The 13,602-nt window shown below is 67.5% G+C and carries 16 protein-coding genes and 1 riboswitch; of the genes, 8 read left to right on the top strand and 8 right to left on the bottom strand.

Annotation, left to right across the window (positions count from 1 at the left end; genetic code table 11):
- The first annotated feature begins 4 nt into the window (after window positions 1–4).
- Window positions 5–778 (top strand): GntR family transcriptional regulator, encoded by a 774-nt coding sequence (locus KQ910_RS03405; protein ID WP_216957077.1) that lies wholly within the window; start codon window positions 5–7, stop codon window positions 776–778.
- A gap of 59 nt (window positions 779–837) precedes the next feature.
- On the opposite strand, the gene KQ910_RS03400 is transcribed toward KQ910_RS03405, so the two are convergent.
- From KQ910_RS03400 to KQ910_RS03385, 4 genes are all read right to left on the bottom strand, one after another.
- Complete coding sequence (locus KQ910_RS03400) at window positions 838–1,923, bottom strand: branched-chain amino acid aminotransferase (protein WP_216957076.1); 1,086 nt, start codon at window positions 1,921–1,923, stop codon at window positions 838–840.
- Window positions 1,924–1,999: 76 nt separating this feature from the next.
- A complete protein-coding gene (locus tag KQ910_RS03395; protein WP_216957075.1) occupies window positions 2,000–3,355 on the bottom strand; it encodes a sensor histidine kinase in 1,356 nt (451 codons plus the stop codon).
- The gene (locus tag KQ910_RS03390; RefSeq protein WP_216957074.1) at window positions 3,352–4,065 is read right to left on the bottom strand and encodes a response regulator; all 714 of its coding nucleotides are present in this window, start codon (window positions 4,063–4,065) and stop codon (window positions 3,352–3,354) included. Before KQ910_RS03390 ends, KQ910_RS03395 begins: the two co-directional genes overlap by 4 nt.
- Before the next feature lie 5 nt (window positions 4,066–4,070).
- The gene (locus KQ910_RS03385) at window positions 4,071–4,568 is read right to left on the bottom strand and encodes a MarR family winged helix-turn-helix transcriptional regulator (RefSeq protein WP_369408281.1); all 498 of its coding nucleotides are present in this window, start codon (window positions 4,566–4,568) and stop codon (window positions 4,071–4,073) included.
- A gap of 103 nt (window positions 4,569–4,671) precedes the next feature.
- Between KQ910_RS03385 and KQ910_RS03380 the strand changes: the two genes are divergently transcribed.
- The 7 genes from KQ910_RS03380 to KQ910_RS03350 all read left to right on the top strand — a co-directional run bounded on the left by KQ910_RS03380 (window position 4,672) and on the right by KQ910_RS03350 (window position 10,049).
- Window positions 4,672–5,313, top strand: coding sequence for a glutathione S-transferase family protein (locus KQ910_RS03380; protein WP_216957073.1), 642 nt, complete (start codon window positions 4,672–4,674; stop codon window positions 5,311–5,313).
- 132 nt (window positions 5,314–5,445) lie between these two features.
- Window positions 5,446–6,378, top strand: coding sequence for a branched-chain amino acid aminotransferase (locus KQ910_RS03375; protein WP_216957072.1), 933 nt, complete (start codon window positions 5,446–5,448; stop codon window positions 6,376–6,378).
- A 46-nt stretch (window positions 6,379–6,424) separates the two neighbouring features.
- A riboswitch (TPP riboswitch) is annotated at window positions 6,425–6,542 on the top strand.
- Window positions 6,538–7,542 carry a glycine oxidase ThiO gene (thiO, locus tag KQ910_RS03370; RefSeq protein ID WP_229600309.1) on the top strand — a complete coding sequence of 335 codons (1,005 nt, stop codon included), beginning with the start codon at window positions 6,538–6,540 and terminating at the stop codon, window positions 7,540–7,542. (Overlaps the previous riboswitch by 5 nt.)
- Window positions 7,511–7,708 (top strand): sulfur carrier protein ThiS, encoded by a 198-nt coding sequence (gene thiS, locus KQ910_RS03365; RefSeq protein WP_068189000.1) that lies wholly within the window; start codon window positions 7,511–7,513, stop codon window positions 7,706–7,708. Before thiO ends, thiS begins: the two co-directional genes overlap by 32 nt.
- 4 nt (window positions 7,709–7,712) lie before the next feature.
- The gene (locus KQ910_RS03360; RefSeq protein WP_216957070.1) at window positions 7,713–8,489 is read left to right on the top strand and encodes a thiazole synthase; all 777 of its coding nucleotides are present in this window, start codon (window positions 7,713–7,715) and stop codon (window positions 8,487–8,489) included.
- A 4-nt stretch (window positions 8,490–8,493) separates the two neighbouring features.
- Complete coding sequence (locus KQ910_RS03355) at window positions 8,494–9,093, top strand: thiamine phosphate synthase (RefSeq protein ID WP_216957069.1); 600 nt, start codon at window positions 8,494–8,496, stop codon at window positions 9,091–9,093.
- Complete coding sequence (locus KQ910_RS03350; RefSeq protein ID WP_216957068.1) at window positions 9,090–10,049, top strand: ThiF family adenylyltransferase; 960 nt, start codon at window positions 9,090–9,092, stop codon at window positions 10,047–10,049. Before KQ910_RS03355 ends, KQ910_RS03350 begins: the two co-directional genes overlap by 4 nt.
- A 184-nt stretch (window positions 10,050–10,233) precedes the next feature.
- Here KQ910_RS03350 and KQ910_RS03345 read toward each other — a convergent pair whose 3' ends face one another.
- The 4 genes from KQ910_RS03345 to uvrC are packed head-to-tail and all read right to left on the bottom strand — an operon-like array spanning window position 10,234 to window position 13,426.
- On the bottom strand, window positions 10,234–10,704 hold the full coding sequence (locus tag KQ910_RS03345) for a molybdenum cofactor biosynthesis protein MoaE (RefSeq protein ID WP_216957067.1): 471 nt from the start codon (window positions 10,702–10,704) through the stop codon (window positions 10,234–10,236).
- A 1-nt stretch (window position 10,705) separates the two neighbouring features.
- Window positions 10,706–10,957, bottom strand: a complete 252-nt coding sequence (locus KQ910_RS03340; RefSeq protein WP_216957066.1) for a MoaD/ThiS family protein — start codon at window positions 10,955–10,957, stop codon at window positions 10,706–10,708.
- The gene (gene pgsA / locus KQ910_RS03335; protein ID WP_229600308.1) at window positions 10,954–11,565 is read right to left on the bottom strand and encodes a CDP-diacylglycerol--glycerol-3-phosphate 3-phosphatidyltransferase; all 612 of its coding nucleotides are present in this window, start codon (window positions 11,563–11,565) and stop codon (window positions 10,954–10,956) included. Before pgsA ends, KQ910_RS03340 begins: the two co-directional genes overlap by 4 nt.
- Window positions 11,540–13,426, bottom strand: coding sequence for an excinuclease ABC subunit UvrC (uvrC, locus tag KQ910_RS03330; RefSeq protein WP_369408280.1), 1,887 nt, complete (start codon window positions 13,424–13,426; stop codon window positions 11,540–11,542). Before uvrC ends, pgsA begins: the two co-directional genes overlap by 26 nt.
- Window positions 13,427–13,602 lie beyond the last annotated feature (176 nt).

The following is a 13,602-nucleotide window of genomic DNA, read 5'->3' as shown; positions in this document are numbered from 1 at the left end:
CGATATGAAATTGCAGGCCGATGGCGCGCTGCTGCATCGACAGCTCTATGTCCTGCTGAAGGAGCAGATCGTGTCGGGCCGCTACCGCCCGGGCGAGGCGCTGCCCACCCAGGAAGCGCTCTGCCGCCAGTTCTCGATTTCGCGGATCACGGTGCGACGCGCGCTCTCCGATCTGGCCGACGACGGCTTCGTCCAGAATCGCCAGGGCGTCGGCGCCTTCGTCACGGCCAAGACCATCGACACGAAGCATGGACCGGACTTCGGGTTCATCGGCGACCTGCGGCGCACGCTGAAAGAGACGACGATGCGGATCCTGGCGCTCGAGGTCGAGCGCTGTCCCCGGCCGATCGCCGCTCATCTCGGCATCACCGACGGCGAGCAGGCCCTGCACCTGGTGCGCGTGAGGTCGTTCGAGAACAAGCCCGTGACCTTGCTCGACGGCTGGATTCCGATGCCGTTCGCGCAGGCCGTCACGGAGGAGGGGCTGAAGACGACGCCGCTGCACGAGCTGATCGCCGGCAGCTTCGAGCGGCTGGGGGATGTGGCGCAGGAGGTCAACGCCGCGCTCGCCGACCCGTTCGTCGCGCGCGCGCTCGACGTCGAGATCAATTCGGCGACGCTCAAGATCGATCGGCTTGTACACAACCGCGAGGGCGCACCCGTGCACTACGTCACGGTCTGGACGACGCCCCGCCGCACACGCCTCGTCATGGCGGTCAGCGCCGACGATATCGACGGCTACAATGTCGGGCGGCTTCTGCACGACGTCCAGAAGTGACGCGAACCGCTCTCCGCACCATTCAAATGGGGAAGCGGATAAAGTAGCGCGGCTCCGCTCTAGTAAACCTTGTGGATCCAGCCGTGCGGGTCGGCGACGCGGCCGCGCTGGATGCCGACGAGGGCGGCCTTCAGTTCCTCGGTCTTGGCGCCGGAGCCGCCATTGCCCATCATGAACTCGCCGTCGTTGCTGCGGACCGTGCCGATCGGCGTGACGACCGCGGCGGTGCCGCAGGCGAAGGCCTCGCGCAGGCGGCCGCTGGCGGCATCCTTGCGCCACTGGTCGATCGAGTAGCGCTCCTCGCTCACCTTGATGCCCTTGTCCCTGGCCAGCGTCAGCAGCGAGTTGCGGGTGATGCCGGGCAGGATCGTGCCGCCGAGCGGCGGGGTGATCATCGAGCCGTCGTCGAACACGAAGAAGATGTTCATGCCACCCAGCTCCTCGATCCAGCGCTGCTCGACGGCGTCGAGGAACACGACCTGGTCGCAGCCATGGCGCGTCGCCTCGGCCTGCGCCTGGAGGCTGGAGGCGTAGTTGCCGCCGCACTTGGCGGCGCCCGTGCCGCCGGGAGCCGCGCGCGTGTAATCCTGCGAGACCCACACCGACACCGCGGGTGCATCGGTCTTGAAATAGGCCCCGACCGACGAGGCGATGACGATGAACAGGTAGTCCGACGAGGGCTTCACGCCGAGGAAGATCTCGTTGGCGAACATGAACGGCCGGATGTAAAGGCTGCCGTCGCCGTCCGGGATCCAGGCGCGGTCGATCTTCACGAGCTGGTCGACAGCCTCGAGGAACACGTCCTCCGGCAGGATCGGCATGGCGAGGCGCTCGGCCGACTGCTGGAAGCGGCGGGCATTCTCCAGCGGGCGGAACAGCGTCGCGCCGCCGTCGGCGGTGCGGTAGGCCTTCAGCCCCTCGAAGATCTCCTGCGCGTAGTGCAGGACCGCCGCGGCCGGATCCATCGGGATCGGCGCGCGCGGCTCGACCTTGGCGTCATACCAGCCCTTGGTCTCATGATAGCGGATGGTGACCATGTGGTCGGAAAAGACCCGGCCGAAGCCCGGATTCTTGAGCAATTCCGCGCGCTTCTCGGCGGAGACCGGCGACGGATGCGGAACGCTGGTGAATTGAAGCGTGGACATTGTCTTGGACATTTCTCTCTTGAGTATTTCTCTCACTCTATCACAGGCGGCCGCGCCGCAAGCCCCGGAGCATCGCTCATAGCGGAATTCGCACAATCACGCGCAGGCCGCCGAACGGCGAGGCGGCGAGGGTCACGTCGCCGCCATGGCTGCGGGCCACGTCGCGGGCGATGCTGAGGCCGAGGCCCACGCCGCCGGTGTCGGCGTTGCGCGACTCGTCCAGCCGGTAGAAGGGGCGGAACACGTCCTCGTACCTTTCGGGCGGGATGCCGGGGCCGTTGTCGTCGACCGTGACCTCCATCGAGGTGCGGCCGCGCACCGCCTCGACCTTCACGTGGTTGGCATGGCGCAACGCATTGGACACGATGTTGGTCAGGCAGCGCTTCATGGCCACGGGGCGCAGCTCGACCGTCATGTCGCCGTTCCAGCCAAGGTCGAGGCCGGCATTGTCGCGCCGCACGCCCGCCGCCACGTCCTCGAGGATCTCGGACAGGTCGGTCACGACCGGCTCCTCGTCGCCCTCGCCGCGGGCGAAGGCGAGATAGCCCTCGATCATGCGCTGCATGTCGGCCACGTCGTCGGCCAGCTCCTTCGTCTCGGGCGATTCGGGCAGGAGGGCCAGCGACAGTTTCATGCGCGTGAGCGGCGTGCGCAGGTCGTGGCTGACCCCGGCCAGCATCTCGGTGCGCTGCTGGATCGAGCGGCGGAGCCGGATGCGCATCGTGTGGAAAGCGGTCGCGGCATTGCGCACCTCGCGCGTTCCGCCGGAGAAGGCGAAATCGGGCACGTCGCGGCCCTTGCCGAGCGCGTCGGCCGCCACGCCGAGATGCTCGATGGGCACGAGTTCGCGGCGCATGAACCAGATGGCGAGGCCGAACAGGACCAGCGCGAGGCCGAGCTGTGCCACGACATAGGCGAAGCTCGACCCGAAGGTGAGGCGCACATGCGGCACCAGCACCTCCATGACGTCGCCATCGGAAAGCTGGATCTCGATCAGCAGCTGGCCGCCGCCGATATTGTTGTCGAGGAAGAAGGGCCGCTTGAGGTCGGCATTGAGCGCGCCCTGGACCTCGCGGGCCACGATGTCGAAATACTCGGGCTCCTTGAAGGGCCGTACGATGCCCTTGCGGAAGGAGACGAACAGCAGGAGGTCCTGCGCCGAGCGGCGCAGGATCCAGTTGCGATGCTCGTCGTCGGGGAAGTCCGACCGCAGCGAGATCAGCAGGCGCAGGTCGCGCACCAGCAGGATGGCCAGCCGGTTGGTCACGTTGTCGCCGCGCTGGCTGTAGAACCACCAGGCCGACAGCGCCTGCAGCAGCAGCATCGGCACGACGATGATGATCAAAGCGCGCGCGAACAGGGTCTGCGGCGAATGCTTGTCCGACCATTGCGCGATGCGCTCGAACACGTCGCTGATGGCGCTCCACTTCATGCGTCGACCAGCCGGTAGCCCTGGCCGCGCACGGTGCGCAGATAGCGCGGGAACGAGGGATCGGGCTCGATCTTGCGGCGCAGGCGCGTGACCTGCACGTCGATGGCGCGCTCGTTCACGTTGGCGCCGACGGTCTTGCACAACGTATCGCGGCTCAGCACCTCGCCGATGCGGCCGGTGAAGGCGCGCATCAGCGCGATCTCCGCATCGGTCAGTGCCACGCGCTTGCCCTTGTCGGTGAGCTCGCCGAGTTCGAGGTCGAACTGCATCGGGCCGAACGTCACCTGTCGCGGCGTCTCGGCCGCGGCGGCGGCGGCGGCGGTAGCAGGCGGCCGGCCGCGGCGCAGCACGCTCTGGATGCGCAGCAGCAGTTCGCGCGGTTCGAACGGCTTGCCGAGATAGTCGTCGACGCCCTTCTCCAGGCCGGCGATGCGATCCTTGGTCTCGACCATGGCGGTGAGCATCAGAATCGGCACGTCGTCGGTGCGGCGCAGCTCGCCGGCGAATTCCAGGCCGGTCTCGCCGGGCATCATGACGTCGAGCACGATCAGGTCGAAATCGAGGGAGCCCAGCCGCTGCCGCGCCTCCGCCGCGCTGGCCGCGGTCGTGACGCGGAAGTCGTTGCGCGACAGGAAGGACTTGAGGAGTTCGCGCAAGCGCGTGTCGTCGTCGACGACCAGGATGTGCGGCTTGTCGGACGAGGCGTCCATGAGCGCTAGCGGTTGCCGCTGCGCATTCGCTTGTCGACCACCTGCCGCTCCGCGGGGTCGAGCAGTCCGAGCAGGACCTTGCGGAAGCCCTCCACGGCCTCGGCACCGGTCTCGCGATAGGCGCGGGCGAAGCGCTGGCTCTGGCGGTCCGTCAGGTCGCGCTCCAGTTCCTGACCCCTCGGCGTGAGCCACAGGAGACGTTCGCGCCGGTCGCGCGCGCCGCTCTTCTGCTCGACATAGCCCTGTTCCAGCAGGTCCTTCAGGACGCGGCTGATCGACTGCTTGGTCACCTTCAGGATCGACAGCAGGTGCCCGACCGTCTGGCCGGGGTGGCGGCCGATGAAGTAGAGCGCCCGGTGATGAGCGCGGCCCAGCTGGTAGTGCCGCAGCTGCTGGTCGGATTCGAACGTGAAGTCGCGATAGGCGTAGAACATCAGCTCGATGCCCTGACGCAGCTCTTCGTCGCGCAGGAACAGGGGGTTGGCGGGGGCTCTGGATTCCACGCCATCTTTATAGAGCGGGCGCGTTGCGTTGACACCCCGCGCGGGCCGATGTTACGGCGCGACGCTTTTCCCCGGCATTTTTCTTTCTTCGTGCGAGGACGCCATGCTGACGGTCCATCATCTCGGCAAGTCGCAATCCGAGCGGATCGTCTGGCTCTGCGAGGAACTCGGCATCCCTTACGACCTGAAGGTCTACGACCGCGATGCGGTCACGCGGCTGGCGCCGCCCGAATACAAGGCGCTGCATCCGCTGGGCGCGGCGCCGGTGATGCAGGACGGCGACGTGCTGCTGGCCGAGTCCGGCGCCATCGTCGACTGGATCATCGCGAAGCATGGCAAGGGCCGGCTGGTGCTGGCGCCCGACCATCCCGACTTCGCCGACTTCCTCTATTGGTTCCATTTCGCCAACGGCACGCTCCAGCCGGCGACCGGCCGCAACATGATCCTGGGGCGGCTCGATCTTCCGGCCGGCAATCCGATGCTCAAGGCGATGAAGGCCCGCCTCGATCTCGCGCTTGGCCTGCTGGAAGCCCGGCTTGCGAAGGCGGAGTATCTGGCCGGATCTGCGTTCACCACTGCCGACATCATGGCCGTCTTCTCCCTGACGACCATGCGCTACTTCCTGCCGTTCGATCTTTCGCCTTATCCCGCGATCCTCGCCTATCTGCAGCGAATCGCCGCTCGCCCGGCCTACCGGCGCGCGATGGAGAAGGGCGACCCGGGCATGCCGCTCCTCCTGACCTGATTTTTTCCTGCAGGAATCACCATAGGGTCAGTGTGTTTGACAAGGTCAGCACTATTGACCTAAATGGGCGGATAGTTGTGTTTTGACTGACCGCAAAGACCTGATCGGAATCAAACGAAGGGGGATATCGCAATGTCCTTAACCATGGACGACCGCGACGGCTTCATCTGGCTGGACGGCAAGCTGGTCCCGTGGCGCGAGACCCGCATGCATGTGCTGACCCATGCGCTGCATTACGGCTCGGCCGTCTTCGAGGGCGAGCGCATCTATGATGGCCGCGTCTTCCGCCTCGCCGCCCACAGCGCCCGCCTGATCCGCTCGGCCAACCTGCTCGACTACGACCTGCCCTGGTCGCGGGAGGAGATCGACGAGGCGACCCGCGCCGTCGTGAAGGCCAACGACCTCACCGCCGGCTACATCCGTCCGATCGCCTGGCGCGGCTCGGAAGTGCTGGGTGTGTCGGCGATCGGCACGACGGTCCACCTCGCCATCGCCCCGTGGGCGCAGGAAGGCCGCCTGTCGGTGCAGGCGCGCGACGCCGGCATCAACGTCACCATGGCGAAATACCGCCGGCCCTCGCCCGAGACCGCTCCCGGCCACGCCAAGGTGGCCGGCCTCTACGTGATCTGCGGCATCGAGAAGGACCGCGCCCTGAAGGCCGGCTTCGACGATGCGCTGATGCTCGACTGGCAGGGCCGCATCGCCGAGACGACCGGCGCCAACATCTTTCTGGTGATCGACGGCCGGCTGGTCACGCCGACGCCGCACAACTTTCTGGATGGAATCACGCGCCGTGCGGTGATGGGGATGGCCCGGAAGCGTGGCTGGACCGTCGAGGAGCGCGACGTGATGCCGGAGGAGCTGGCCCAGGCGAGCGAGGTGTTCCTCTGCGGCAGCGCCGCCGAGATCGTGCCGGTCGGCTCGATCGACCAGCACCATTTCCAGGCAGGGCCCGTCGCCAAGACGCTGATGGCCGACTTCCAGAAGCTGGTGCGGGAACCCGACAGCGAGGGTTTTGGCGAGGCCACCCATCTCATGAAGCCGGCGTCGTCGCTGGCGGCCTGAGCGCACTGCATGGCTTGACATCGGGGGCGGCAATCCCCTTTTCTCGATGGCGTCCGAGGGGTGCCTGATCTTCCTGTGGGAGACGGGCTGAGACAGCCTTAGCGGCTGAACCCTTTGAACCTGATCCGGGTCATGCCGGCGAAGGAACGGGAGTCAGCGTTGGATCGACCTGTCGTAACAATCATCGGAGCCGGCGTCGCAGGCCTTGCCTGTGCGACGGAGCTTGCCGCGCGTGGCGTGGCCGTCGAGGTGCTGGAGCGTGCCGCCCATCTCGGCGAAGGTGCCTGCTCGTGGATGGCGGGCGGCATGCTGGCGCCCTGGTGCGAACGGGCGACCACCGATGAGATCGTCGCCCGGCTGGGCGAGCCGTCGATCGATTGGTGGCGCCAGCATTTTCCCGGCACCGTCTCGAAGGGCAGCCTCGTGCTGACGCCGCCGCGCGACGCCGCCGACCTCACACGCTTTGCCTCCCGGACCGAGCGCCACGAATGGCTCGACGCCGACGGAATCGCCGCGCTCGAACCCGATCTCGCCGGCCGCTTCCGCCGTGCGCTGTTCTTTGCCGACGAGGCCCATCTCGAACCGCGCCAGGCGCTGGCGGCGCTCGCGGCCGGTCTCGCGGCGCGCGGCGTACCGATCCGGTTCGGCGTCGACGTGAAGCCCTCCGAGGCCCGCTCGGACTTCGTCGTCGATTGCCGCGGTCTGGCCGCGCGTGACGAACTGCCCGACCTGCGCGGCGTGCGCGGCGAGATGATCGTCGTGCGGACCAGCGACGTGTCGCTGGCGCGGCCGGTGCGGATGCTGCATCCGCGCATCCCGCTCTACATCGTGCCGCGCGGCGACGGCATCTTCATGATCGGCGCCACCATGATCGAAAGCGAGGAACGCCGCGCCGTCAGCGTGCGTTCGGCGATCGAGTTGCTGAACGCGGCCTACACGCTGCACCCGGCGTTCGGCGAGGCCGAGATCGTCGAGCTGGGCGCCGACCTGCGGCCGACCTTTCCCGACAACCTGCCGTGCATCAGGCGCAAGGGCCGCGTGCTGCACGCCAACGGTCTTTTCCGGCATGGTTTCCTGCTCGCGCCCTGGCTGGCGCGGCAAGTGGCCGATGCCGTTCTTCTGGAGACGAGAGATGCGGATATTCCTGAACGACGACATGCATGAGGTCTCACCCGGCACGTTGGCCGCGGCTCTGGAAACCTTGGGCTTCGGCGGCCGCAAGATTGCGACGGCGGTGAACGGCCGCTTCGTCGCCGCTGCCGCGCGGCCGCGCACCGAGCTGGCCGACGGCGACAGGATCGAAGTCGTCGCGCCGATGCAGGGAGGTTAAGACCGTGTCGTCCTTCTACGGCGTCGAGCTGAAATCGCGCCTGCTGCTGGGCACGTCGCGCTATCCCTCGCCGGCGGTCCTCGAGCGCGCGGTCAAGGCATCCGGCGCGGAAGTCGTGACGGTCTCGCTGCGTCGCGAGAGCGGCGCGGGCAAGGCCGGCCAGGCCTTCTGGTCGCTGATCCAGTCGATGGGCGTGCGCGTGCTGCCCAACACCGCCGGTTGCCATTCGGTGAAGGAGGCGGTGACGACCGCCCACATGGCGCGCGAGCTGTTCGACACGCCCTGGATCAAGCTCGAGGTGATCGGGGAGGCCGACACTTTGCAGCCCGATGTGTTCGGTCTGGTGGAAGCTGCGCGCATTCTGTCCGAGGACGGGTTCGAGGTGTTTCCCTACACGACCGAGGATCTCGTGGTCGCCGAGCGACTGGTCGAGGCGGGCTGCAGGGTGCTGATGCCGTGGGGCGCTCCCATCGGCTCGGCGCGCGGCCTGAACAACGTCTATGGCCTGCGCTCGATGCGCGCGCATTTCCCCGACATCCCGCTGGTGGTCGATGCCGGGCTCGGCGTGCCATCGCATGCGGCCGCGGCGATGGAGCTGGGCTACGACGCGGTGCTGCTCAACACGGCGGTTGCCGAAGCGGGCGATCCCGTCGAGATGGCGCGCGCCTTCGCGCTGGGCGTCGAAGCCGGCCGTGCCGCCTATCTTGCGCAGCCCATGGAGCCGCGCGACATGGCGGTGCCGTCGACGCCGGTTATCGGCAAAGCGGCCCTTGGAGACTAGAGAGATGCTCGATCCCTTCTATCCCGTCGTGCCCGATTCGAGTTGGGTGCTGAAGCTGGTGCCCGTCGGCACCAAGCTCATCCAGTTGCGCATCAAGGACCAGCAAGAGGCCGAGGTGCGCCGCCAGGTGCGCGAGGCCAAGGCCGTGTGCGTGCAGCATGGCGCCGACCTGATCGTGAACGACTACTGGCAGGTGGCGATCGACGAAGGTTGTTCCTGGGTCCATCTCGGCCAGGAGGATCTGGTCGATGCAGACGTGAAGGCGGTGCGCCGCGCCGGCATCAGGATCGGCGTCAGCACGCACGACCATGCCGAACTCGACAAGGGCCTCGCCATCGATCCCGACTATGTCGCGCTGGGTCCGGTCTGGCCGACCGTGTTGAAGCAGATGCCGTGGGCACCGCAGGGCACCGAGCGTCTGGCCGAATGGAAGAAGCTGATCGGCGACAAGCCACTGGTCGCGATCGGTGGCCTCACGCTGGAGCGCGCGCTGCTCTGCCTGAAGTCGGGCGCCGACATCGTCTCGGTCGTGGGCGACATCGTGAACCATGCCGATCCGGTCGCTCAGGCCAGGGCCTGGATCGCCGCGACGAGAAGACCGTGACCAACCGCTACGCCCGCCAGGCCGTGCTGCCCGAGATCGGCGATGCGGGGCAGGCGCGTCTCGCCGCCGCCTCGGTGCTGGTCGTTGGCGCCGGCGGTCTCGGCTGCCCGGTGCTGCAGTATCTCAGCGGTGCCGGAGTCGGCCATCTCACCATCGTCGATCACGACACGGTCGAAGAGACGAACCTGCATCGCCAGCCGCTCTACGGCATGCCGGACATTGGCAAGCTGAAGGTCGAGGCAGCGCGCGCAACCTTGCAGCGGTTCAACCCGCATGTCCGTGTCGACGCGGTGCCCGAGCGGCTCACCCCGCAGAACGTCGCCAGGCTGGTTGCCGATGCGGACATCGTGGTCGACGCCGCGGACAGTTTCGCCGTGACCTACATGCTGAGCGACGTCTGCTTCGCAGTGGCCAAGCCGCTGGTCAGCGCGTCGGTGATCGGCATGACCGGCTATGCCGGCGTCTTCTGCGGCGGCGGCCCGAGCTATCGTGCGGTGTTCCCCGAGGTTTCGGTCGATGGCGGCACCTGTGCCACGGTGGGCGTGATCGGCACCGCGGTCGCGATGATGGGAAGCCTGCAGGCGCATCTCACGCTGCATCACCTGCTCGGGCTCGAGCCGGCCGTACTGGGCCGCGTCGTCACCTTCGATGCCAGGCGCGTGGCCTTCGGCGGCTTCGCCTTCGCCGGGAGTCCCGAACCCGAGGAGCAGGTGGCCTTCATCGCGCCCGACCAGGTGCGCTCAGACGACATCGTGGTCGACCTGCGCGGGCTCGACGAGGCGCCTGTCTCGCCCTTCGCCGGCGCGCGTCGTCTGGTGGTCGACACGATCGACGAACTGGGCACGCCCGACGGCCGCGTCGTCCTGGCCTGCCGCAGCGGCCAGCGCGCACTGATGGCGGCGGACCGTTTGCGCGAACGCGGCGTCACGAACCTGGCGCTGGTGGCGTTGGGGTAGCGGTCACGCCAAAGGCCTCACCCTGAGGAGCGGTCCCCCTCGAGTACCTCGGGGTAAACTCCGGACCGCGTCTCGAAGGGTCGGCACGAGCACCTCGTTTGCAGCCCATCCTTCGAGACGGTCGCTGCGCGACCTCCTCAGGATGAGGTCATTGGGGAAGGCTGAGAAAGAAAGCCTCCTCGGCTTACTTCTTCTCCCAGCGCGCGGCGGCCGCATCGTCTTCCTGGTGGGCGCCGACCCACTGTTCGCCCTTCGGCGTGTCTTCCAGCTTCCAGAACGGTGCCTTGGTCTTCAGCCAGTCGACCAGGAATTCGCAGGCCTCGAAGGCGGCCTCGCGATGCGGCGAGCCGACGGCCACCATCACGATGCGCTCGCCCGGCTCCATGCGGCCATGGCGATGCACGATCAGCGTCGCTTCCAGCGGCCAGCGCCTGTGCGCCTCGGCCTCGATCTCTTCCAGAGCCGTCTCGGTCATGCCGGGATAGTGTTCGAGCGTCAGCGCGTCGACGCGATCGCGATGATAGCCCTCGCGCACGTGCATCTCGCGCACGAGGCCGACGAAGACGGCGAGGCCGCCAATGCGCTTGTTGCCGTCGGTGAGGCGGGCCAGTTCGGCGCCGACATCGAAATCGGCTTCCTGGACGCGCACCGTCATGTCAGCCCCCGGTGAAGGGCGGGAAGAAGGCGACTTCGCGCGCGCCCGCGAGCTTCACGTCGAAGGTCGCCGTGCGCTGGTCGACGGCGGCGCCGAACGCGGCACCTTCCGCCAGCGCCTCGGCATGGCCGGGGCTGCGGCTGCGCAGCCACACGATCAGATCGCCCACCGTGTCGATGTCGGCCGGCGGCGTGACCTCTTCCTCCGGCACGCCGACGGTTTTCTTCATCCAGGCGAAATAACGGACCTTCACTTCTGGCCACCGGTGGTGGGCGGATCCTCCGCCATGTGGCGCAGGCCGGTACGGAGATAGTCATAGCCGGTGATCAGGGTGAGCGCGGCGGCGATCCAGATCAGCACGATGCCGGCCTGCGTCACCCAGTGCGCTGCCGCGTCGCCGACCAGCAGTGCGGCGATCGCCACCATCTGAACGGCGGTCTTCCACTTCGCGAGCGCGCTGACCGGCAGGCCGACCCGCAGCTCGGCGAGGAATTCCCGCAGGCCGGAGACCAGGATCTCGCGCGCCAGGATGATGAGGGCCGCCAGCACGTTCAGGCCGGCCAGGGTGCTGTTGTCGACCAGCATGACCAGGGCGGCGGCGACCAGCAGCTTGTCTGCGATCGGGTCGAGGAAGCGTCCGAAGCGCGAGATCTGGTGATAGCGCCGCGCGAAATAGCCGTCGAACCAGTCGGTCACCGCGGCGGCTACGAACAGCGCCATCGAGAACCACTGCGCCCAGCCGCGATCGAGCCAGAAGCAGGCCACGACCAGCGGGATCGCGACGATGCGCGACAGGGTGAGCATGTTGGGAAGATTGAACAGCATCGCCCCGACCTTACCGGCCGCCCCGGAAGTGGTCATGGATTTTCTGGGCGAGTGCGCTGGAGATTCCCGGTACCGACTTGATGTCCTCCAGTGTGGCACCCGATACCGCACGGGCGCTGCCGAAATGGTTGAGCAGCGCGCGCTTGCGGCCGGCGCCGATCCCCGGCACCTCGTCGAGCGCCGAGCGCGTCATGTCGGCTGCGCGGCGCGTACGGTGCGTGCCGATCGCGAAACGATGCGCCTCGTCCCGCAGCCGTTGCAGGAAATAGAGAACCGGATCGCGCGGTTCGAGGGAAAAGGGCGGCTTGCCCGCCATGAAGAAGCGCTCCCGGCCCGCATCGCGGTCGGGCCCCTTGGCGATGCCAACCAGGGGAATGTCTTCGAGGCCAAGCTCGGCCATCACCCCACGCACCGCTTCGAGCTGGCCCTGGCCGCCGTCGATCAGCAGCAGGTCCGGCCAATGCTCGTCGTCGCGCTCGGGGTTCTCCTTGAGCGCGCGACCGAAGCGGCGGGTCATCACCTCGCGCATCATCGCGAAATCGTCGCCCGCCGCGCCCTCGGTCTTGATATTGAATTTGCGATAGGCGTTCTTGTTGAAGCCTTCCGGCCCGGCCACGATCATCGCGCCGATCGCCGCCGTCCCCTGGATGTGGCTGTTGTCGTAGACCTCGATGCGCTCGGGCGGCGCGTCGAGGCCGAACACGCGGGCCACGCCTTCGAGCAGGGTGCGCTGCGTGCCGCGTTCGGCCATGCGGCGGGCCAGCGCCTCGCGCGCATTGTTCACCGCCTGGTCGAGCGCGTCCTTCTGGTCGCCGCGCTTGGGCTGGCGGATCTCGACCTTATGGCCGGCCGACAGGGACAGCGCGTTTTCCATCAGCTCGCGCTCGGGAATGTCATGGCTGGTCAGGACCAGTTTGGGTGCCTGACGCGATTCGTAGAACTGGCCCATGAAGGCTTCGAGCACCTGCGGCTCGTCGAGGTCCCGGCCATGGCTCGGGAAGTAGGCGCGGTTGCCGAGGTTCTGGCCGGCGCGCAGGAAGAAGACCTGGATGCAGATCTGGCCGCTATCGGCGTGAGCGGCGAAGATGTCGGCCTCGTCGATCGACGGGAGGCTGATCGACTGGTGCGAGGTGATGTGGGCCAGCGCGCGGATGCGATCGCGCAGGATGGCCGCGCCCTCGAATTCGAGATTGGCCGAGGCCTGCTCCATGCGCTGCGACAGCTTCTGCTGGATCTCGCGATTGCGCCCGCCGAGGAAGCCGCGCACCTCCTGCACGATGGCGTCGTACTCGGGCTTCTCGATACGGCCGACGCAGGGCGCCGTGCAGCGCTTGATCTGGTACTGCAGGCAGGGCCGCGTGCGCGTCGAGAAGACGCCGTCCGAGCAGGAGCGCAGCGGGAAGGCGCGCTGCAGGGCGTAGAGCGTGCGGTTGACCGCCGTGGCCGAGGCGAAGGGTCCGAAATACTCGTTGGCCGGTTCGCGTGTGCCGCGATGCTTGGCGAGCTGCGGCCAGTCGGTATCGCGGCGGATCACGATATAGGGGAACGACTTGTCGTCGCGCAGCAGCACGTTGAAGCGCGGCCGGAAGCGCTTGATCAGGTTGTTCTCGAGGAGCAGCGCCTCCGCTTCGCTGTCGGTAACGGCGAATTCCATGGTCCGCGTCGCGGAAACCATGCGGATCAGGCGGGTGGCCAGCCGCGTCGGCTGGGTATAGGCGGCGACGCGGCTGCGCAGCGAGCGTGCCTTGCCGACGTACAGGATCTCGCCCTCGGCCGAGATCATGCGGTAGACGCCCGGCTTGCGCGGCAGGGTCCGCACGAAGTCGGCGATGATCCGCATGCCGTCGGCAAGGGAGCCTTCGCTCGGGGGCAGGTCGATGTCGGTTTCGTCGTTCACGGGAGGCGGAGAATGGTGTCGCTGGCACGTCCACACAAGGCAATCGGCGGCATGTGGGGAAGTCTGTGAACAAGCCCGATGCCCTTCGAAGGCTCGCGGAGAGTCACCATATTGACTCAATGTAGGAGGGGTGGCAGTCGCCCGCCACCCCTCTCTTAACCTCATGTATCCATTTG

Origin of the sequence: Reyranella humidisoli (genome assembly GCF_019039055.1) — a bacterium.
Lineage (GTDB): Bacteria > Pseudomonadota > Alphaproteobacteria > Reyranellales > Reyranellaceae > Reyranella > Reyranella humidisoli.
The sequence above is the reverse complement of the archived record's forward strand: the minus strand, read 5'-3'. Positions and strand labels throughout refer to the sequence as shown.

Excerpts from the sequence above, each read along its gene's own strand:
- pgsA (WP_229600308.1), bottom strand. The coding sequence starts at position 11,565 with ATGACCACTTCCGGGGCGGCCGGTAAGGTCGGGGCGATGCTGTTCAAT.
- KQ910_RS03405 (WP_216957077.1), top strand. The coding sequence starts at position 5 with ATGAAATTGCAGGCCGATGGCGCGCTGCTGCATCGACAGCTCTATGTC.
- KQ910_RS03375 (WP_216957072.1), top strand. The coding sequence starts at position 5,446 with ATGTCCTTAACCATGGACGACCGCGACGGCTTCATCTGGCTGGACGGC.
- KQ910_RS03380 (WP_216957073.1), top strand. The coding sequence starts at position 4,672 with ATGCTGACGGTCCATCATCTCGGCAAGTCGCAATCCGAGCGGATCGTC.
- KQ910_RS03355 (WP_216957069.1), top strand. The coding sequence starts at position 8,494 with ATGCTCGATCCCTTCTATCCCGTCGTGCCCGATTCGAGTTGGGTGCTG.
- KQ910_RS03345 (WP_216957067.1), bottom strand. The coding sequence starts at position 10,704 with ATGACGGTGCGCGTCCAGGAAGCCGATTTCGATGTCGGCGCCGAACTG.
- KQ910_RS03395 (WP_216957075.1), bottom strand. The coding sequence starts at position 3,355 with ATGAAGTGGAGCGCCATCAGCGACGTGTTCGAGCGCATCGCGCAATGG.
- thiS (WP_068189000.1), top strand. The coding sequence starts at position 7,511 with ATGCGGATATTCCTGAACGACGACATGCATGAGGTCTCACCCGGCACG.
- KQ910_RS03390 (WP_216957074.1), bottom strand. The coding sequence starts at position 4,065 with ATGGACGCCTCGTCCGACAAGCCGCACATCCTGGTCGTCGACGACGAC.
- KQ910_RS03400 (WP_216957076.1), bottom strand. The coding sequence starts at position 1,923 with ATGTCCACGCTTCAATTCACCAGCGTTCCGCATCCGTCGCCGGTCTCC.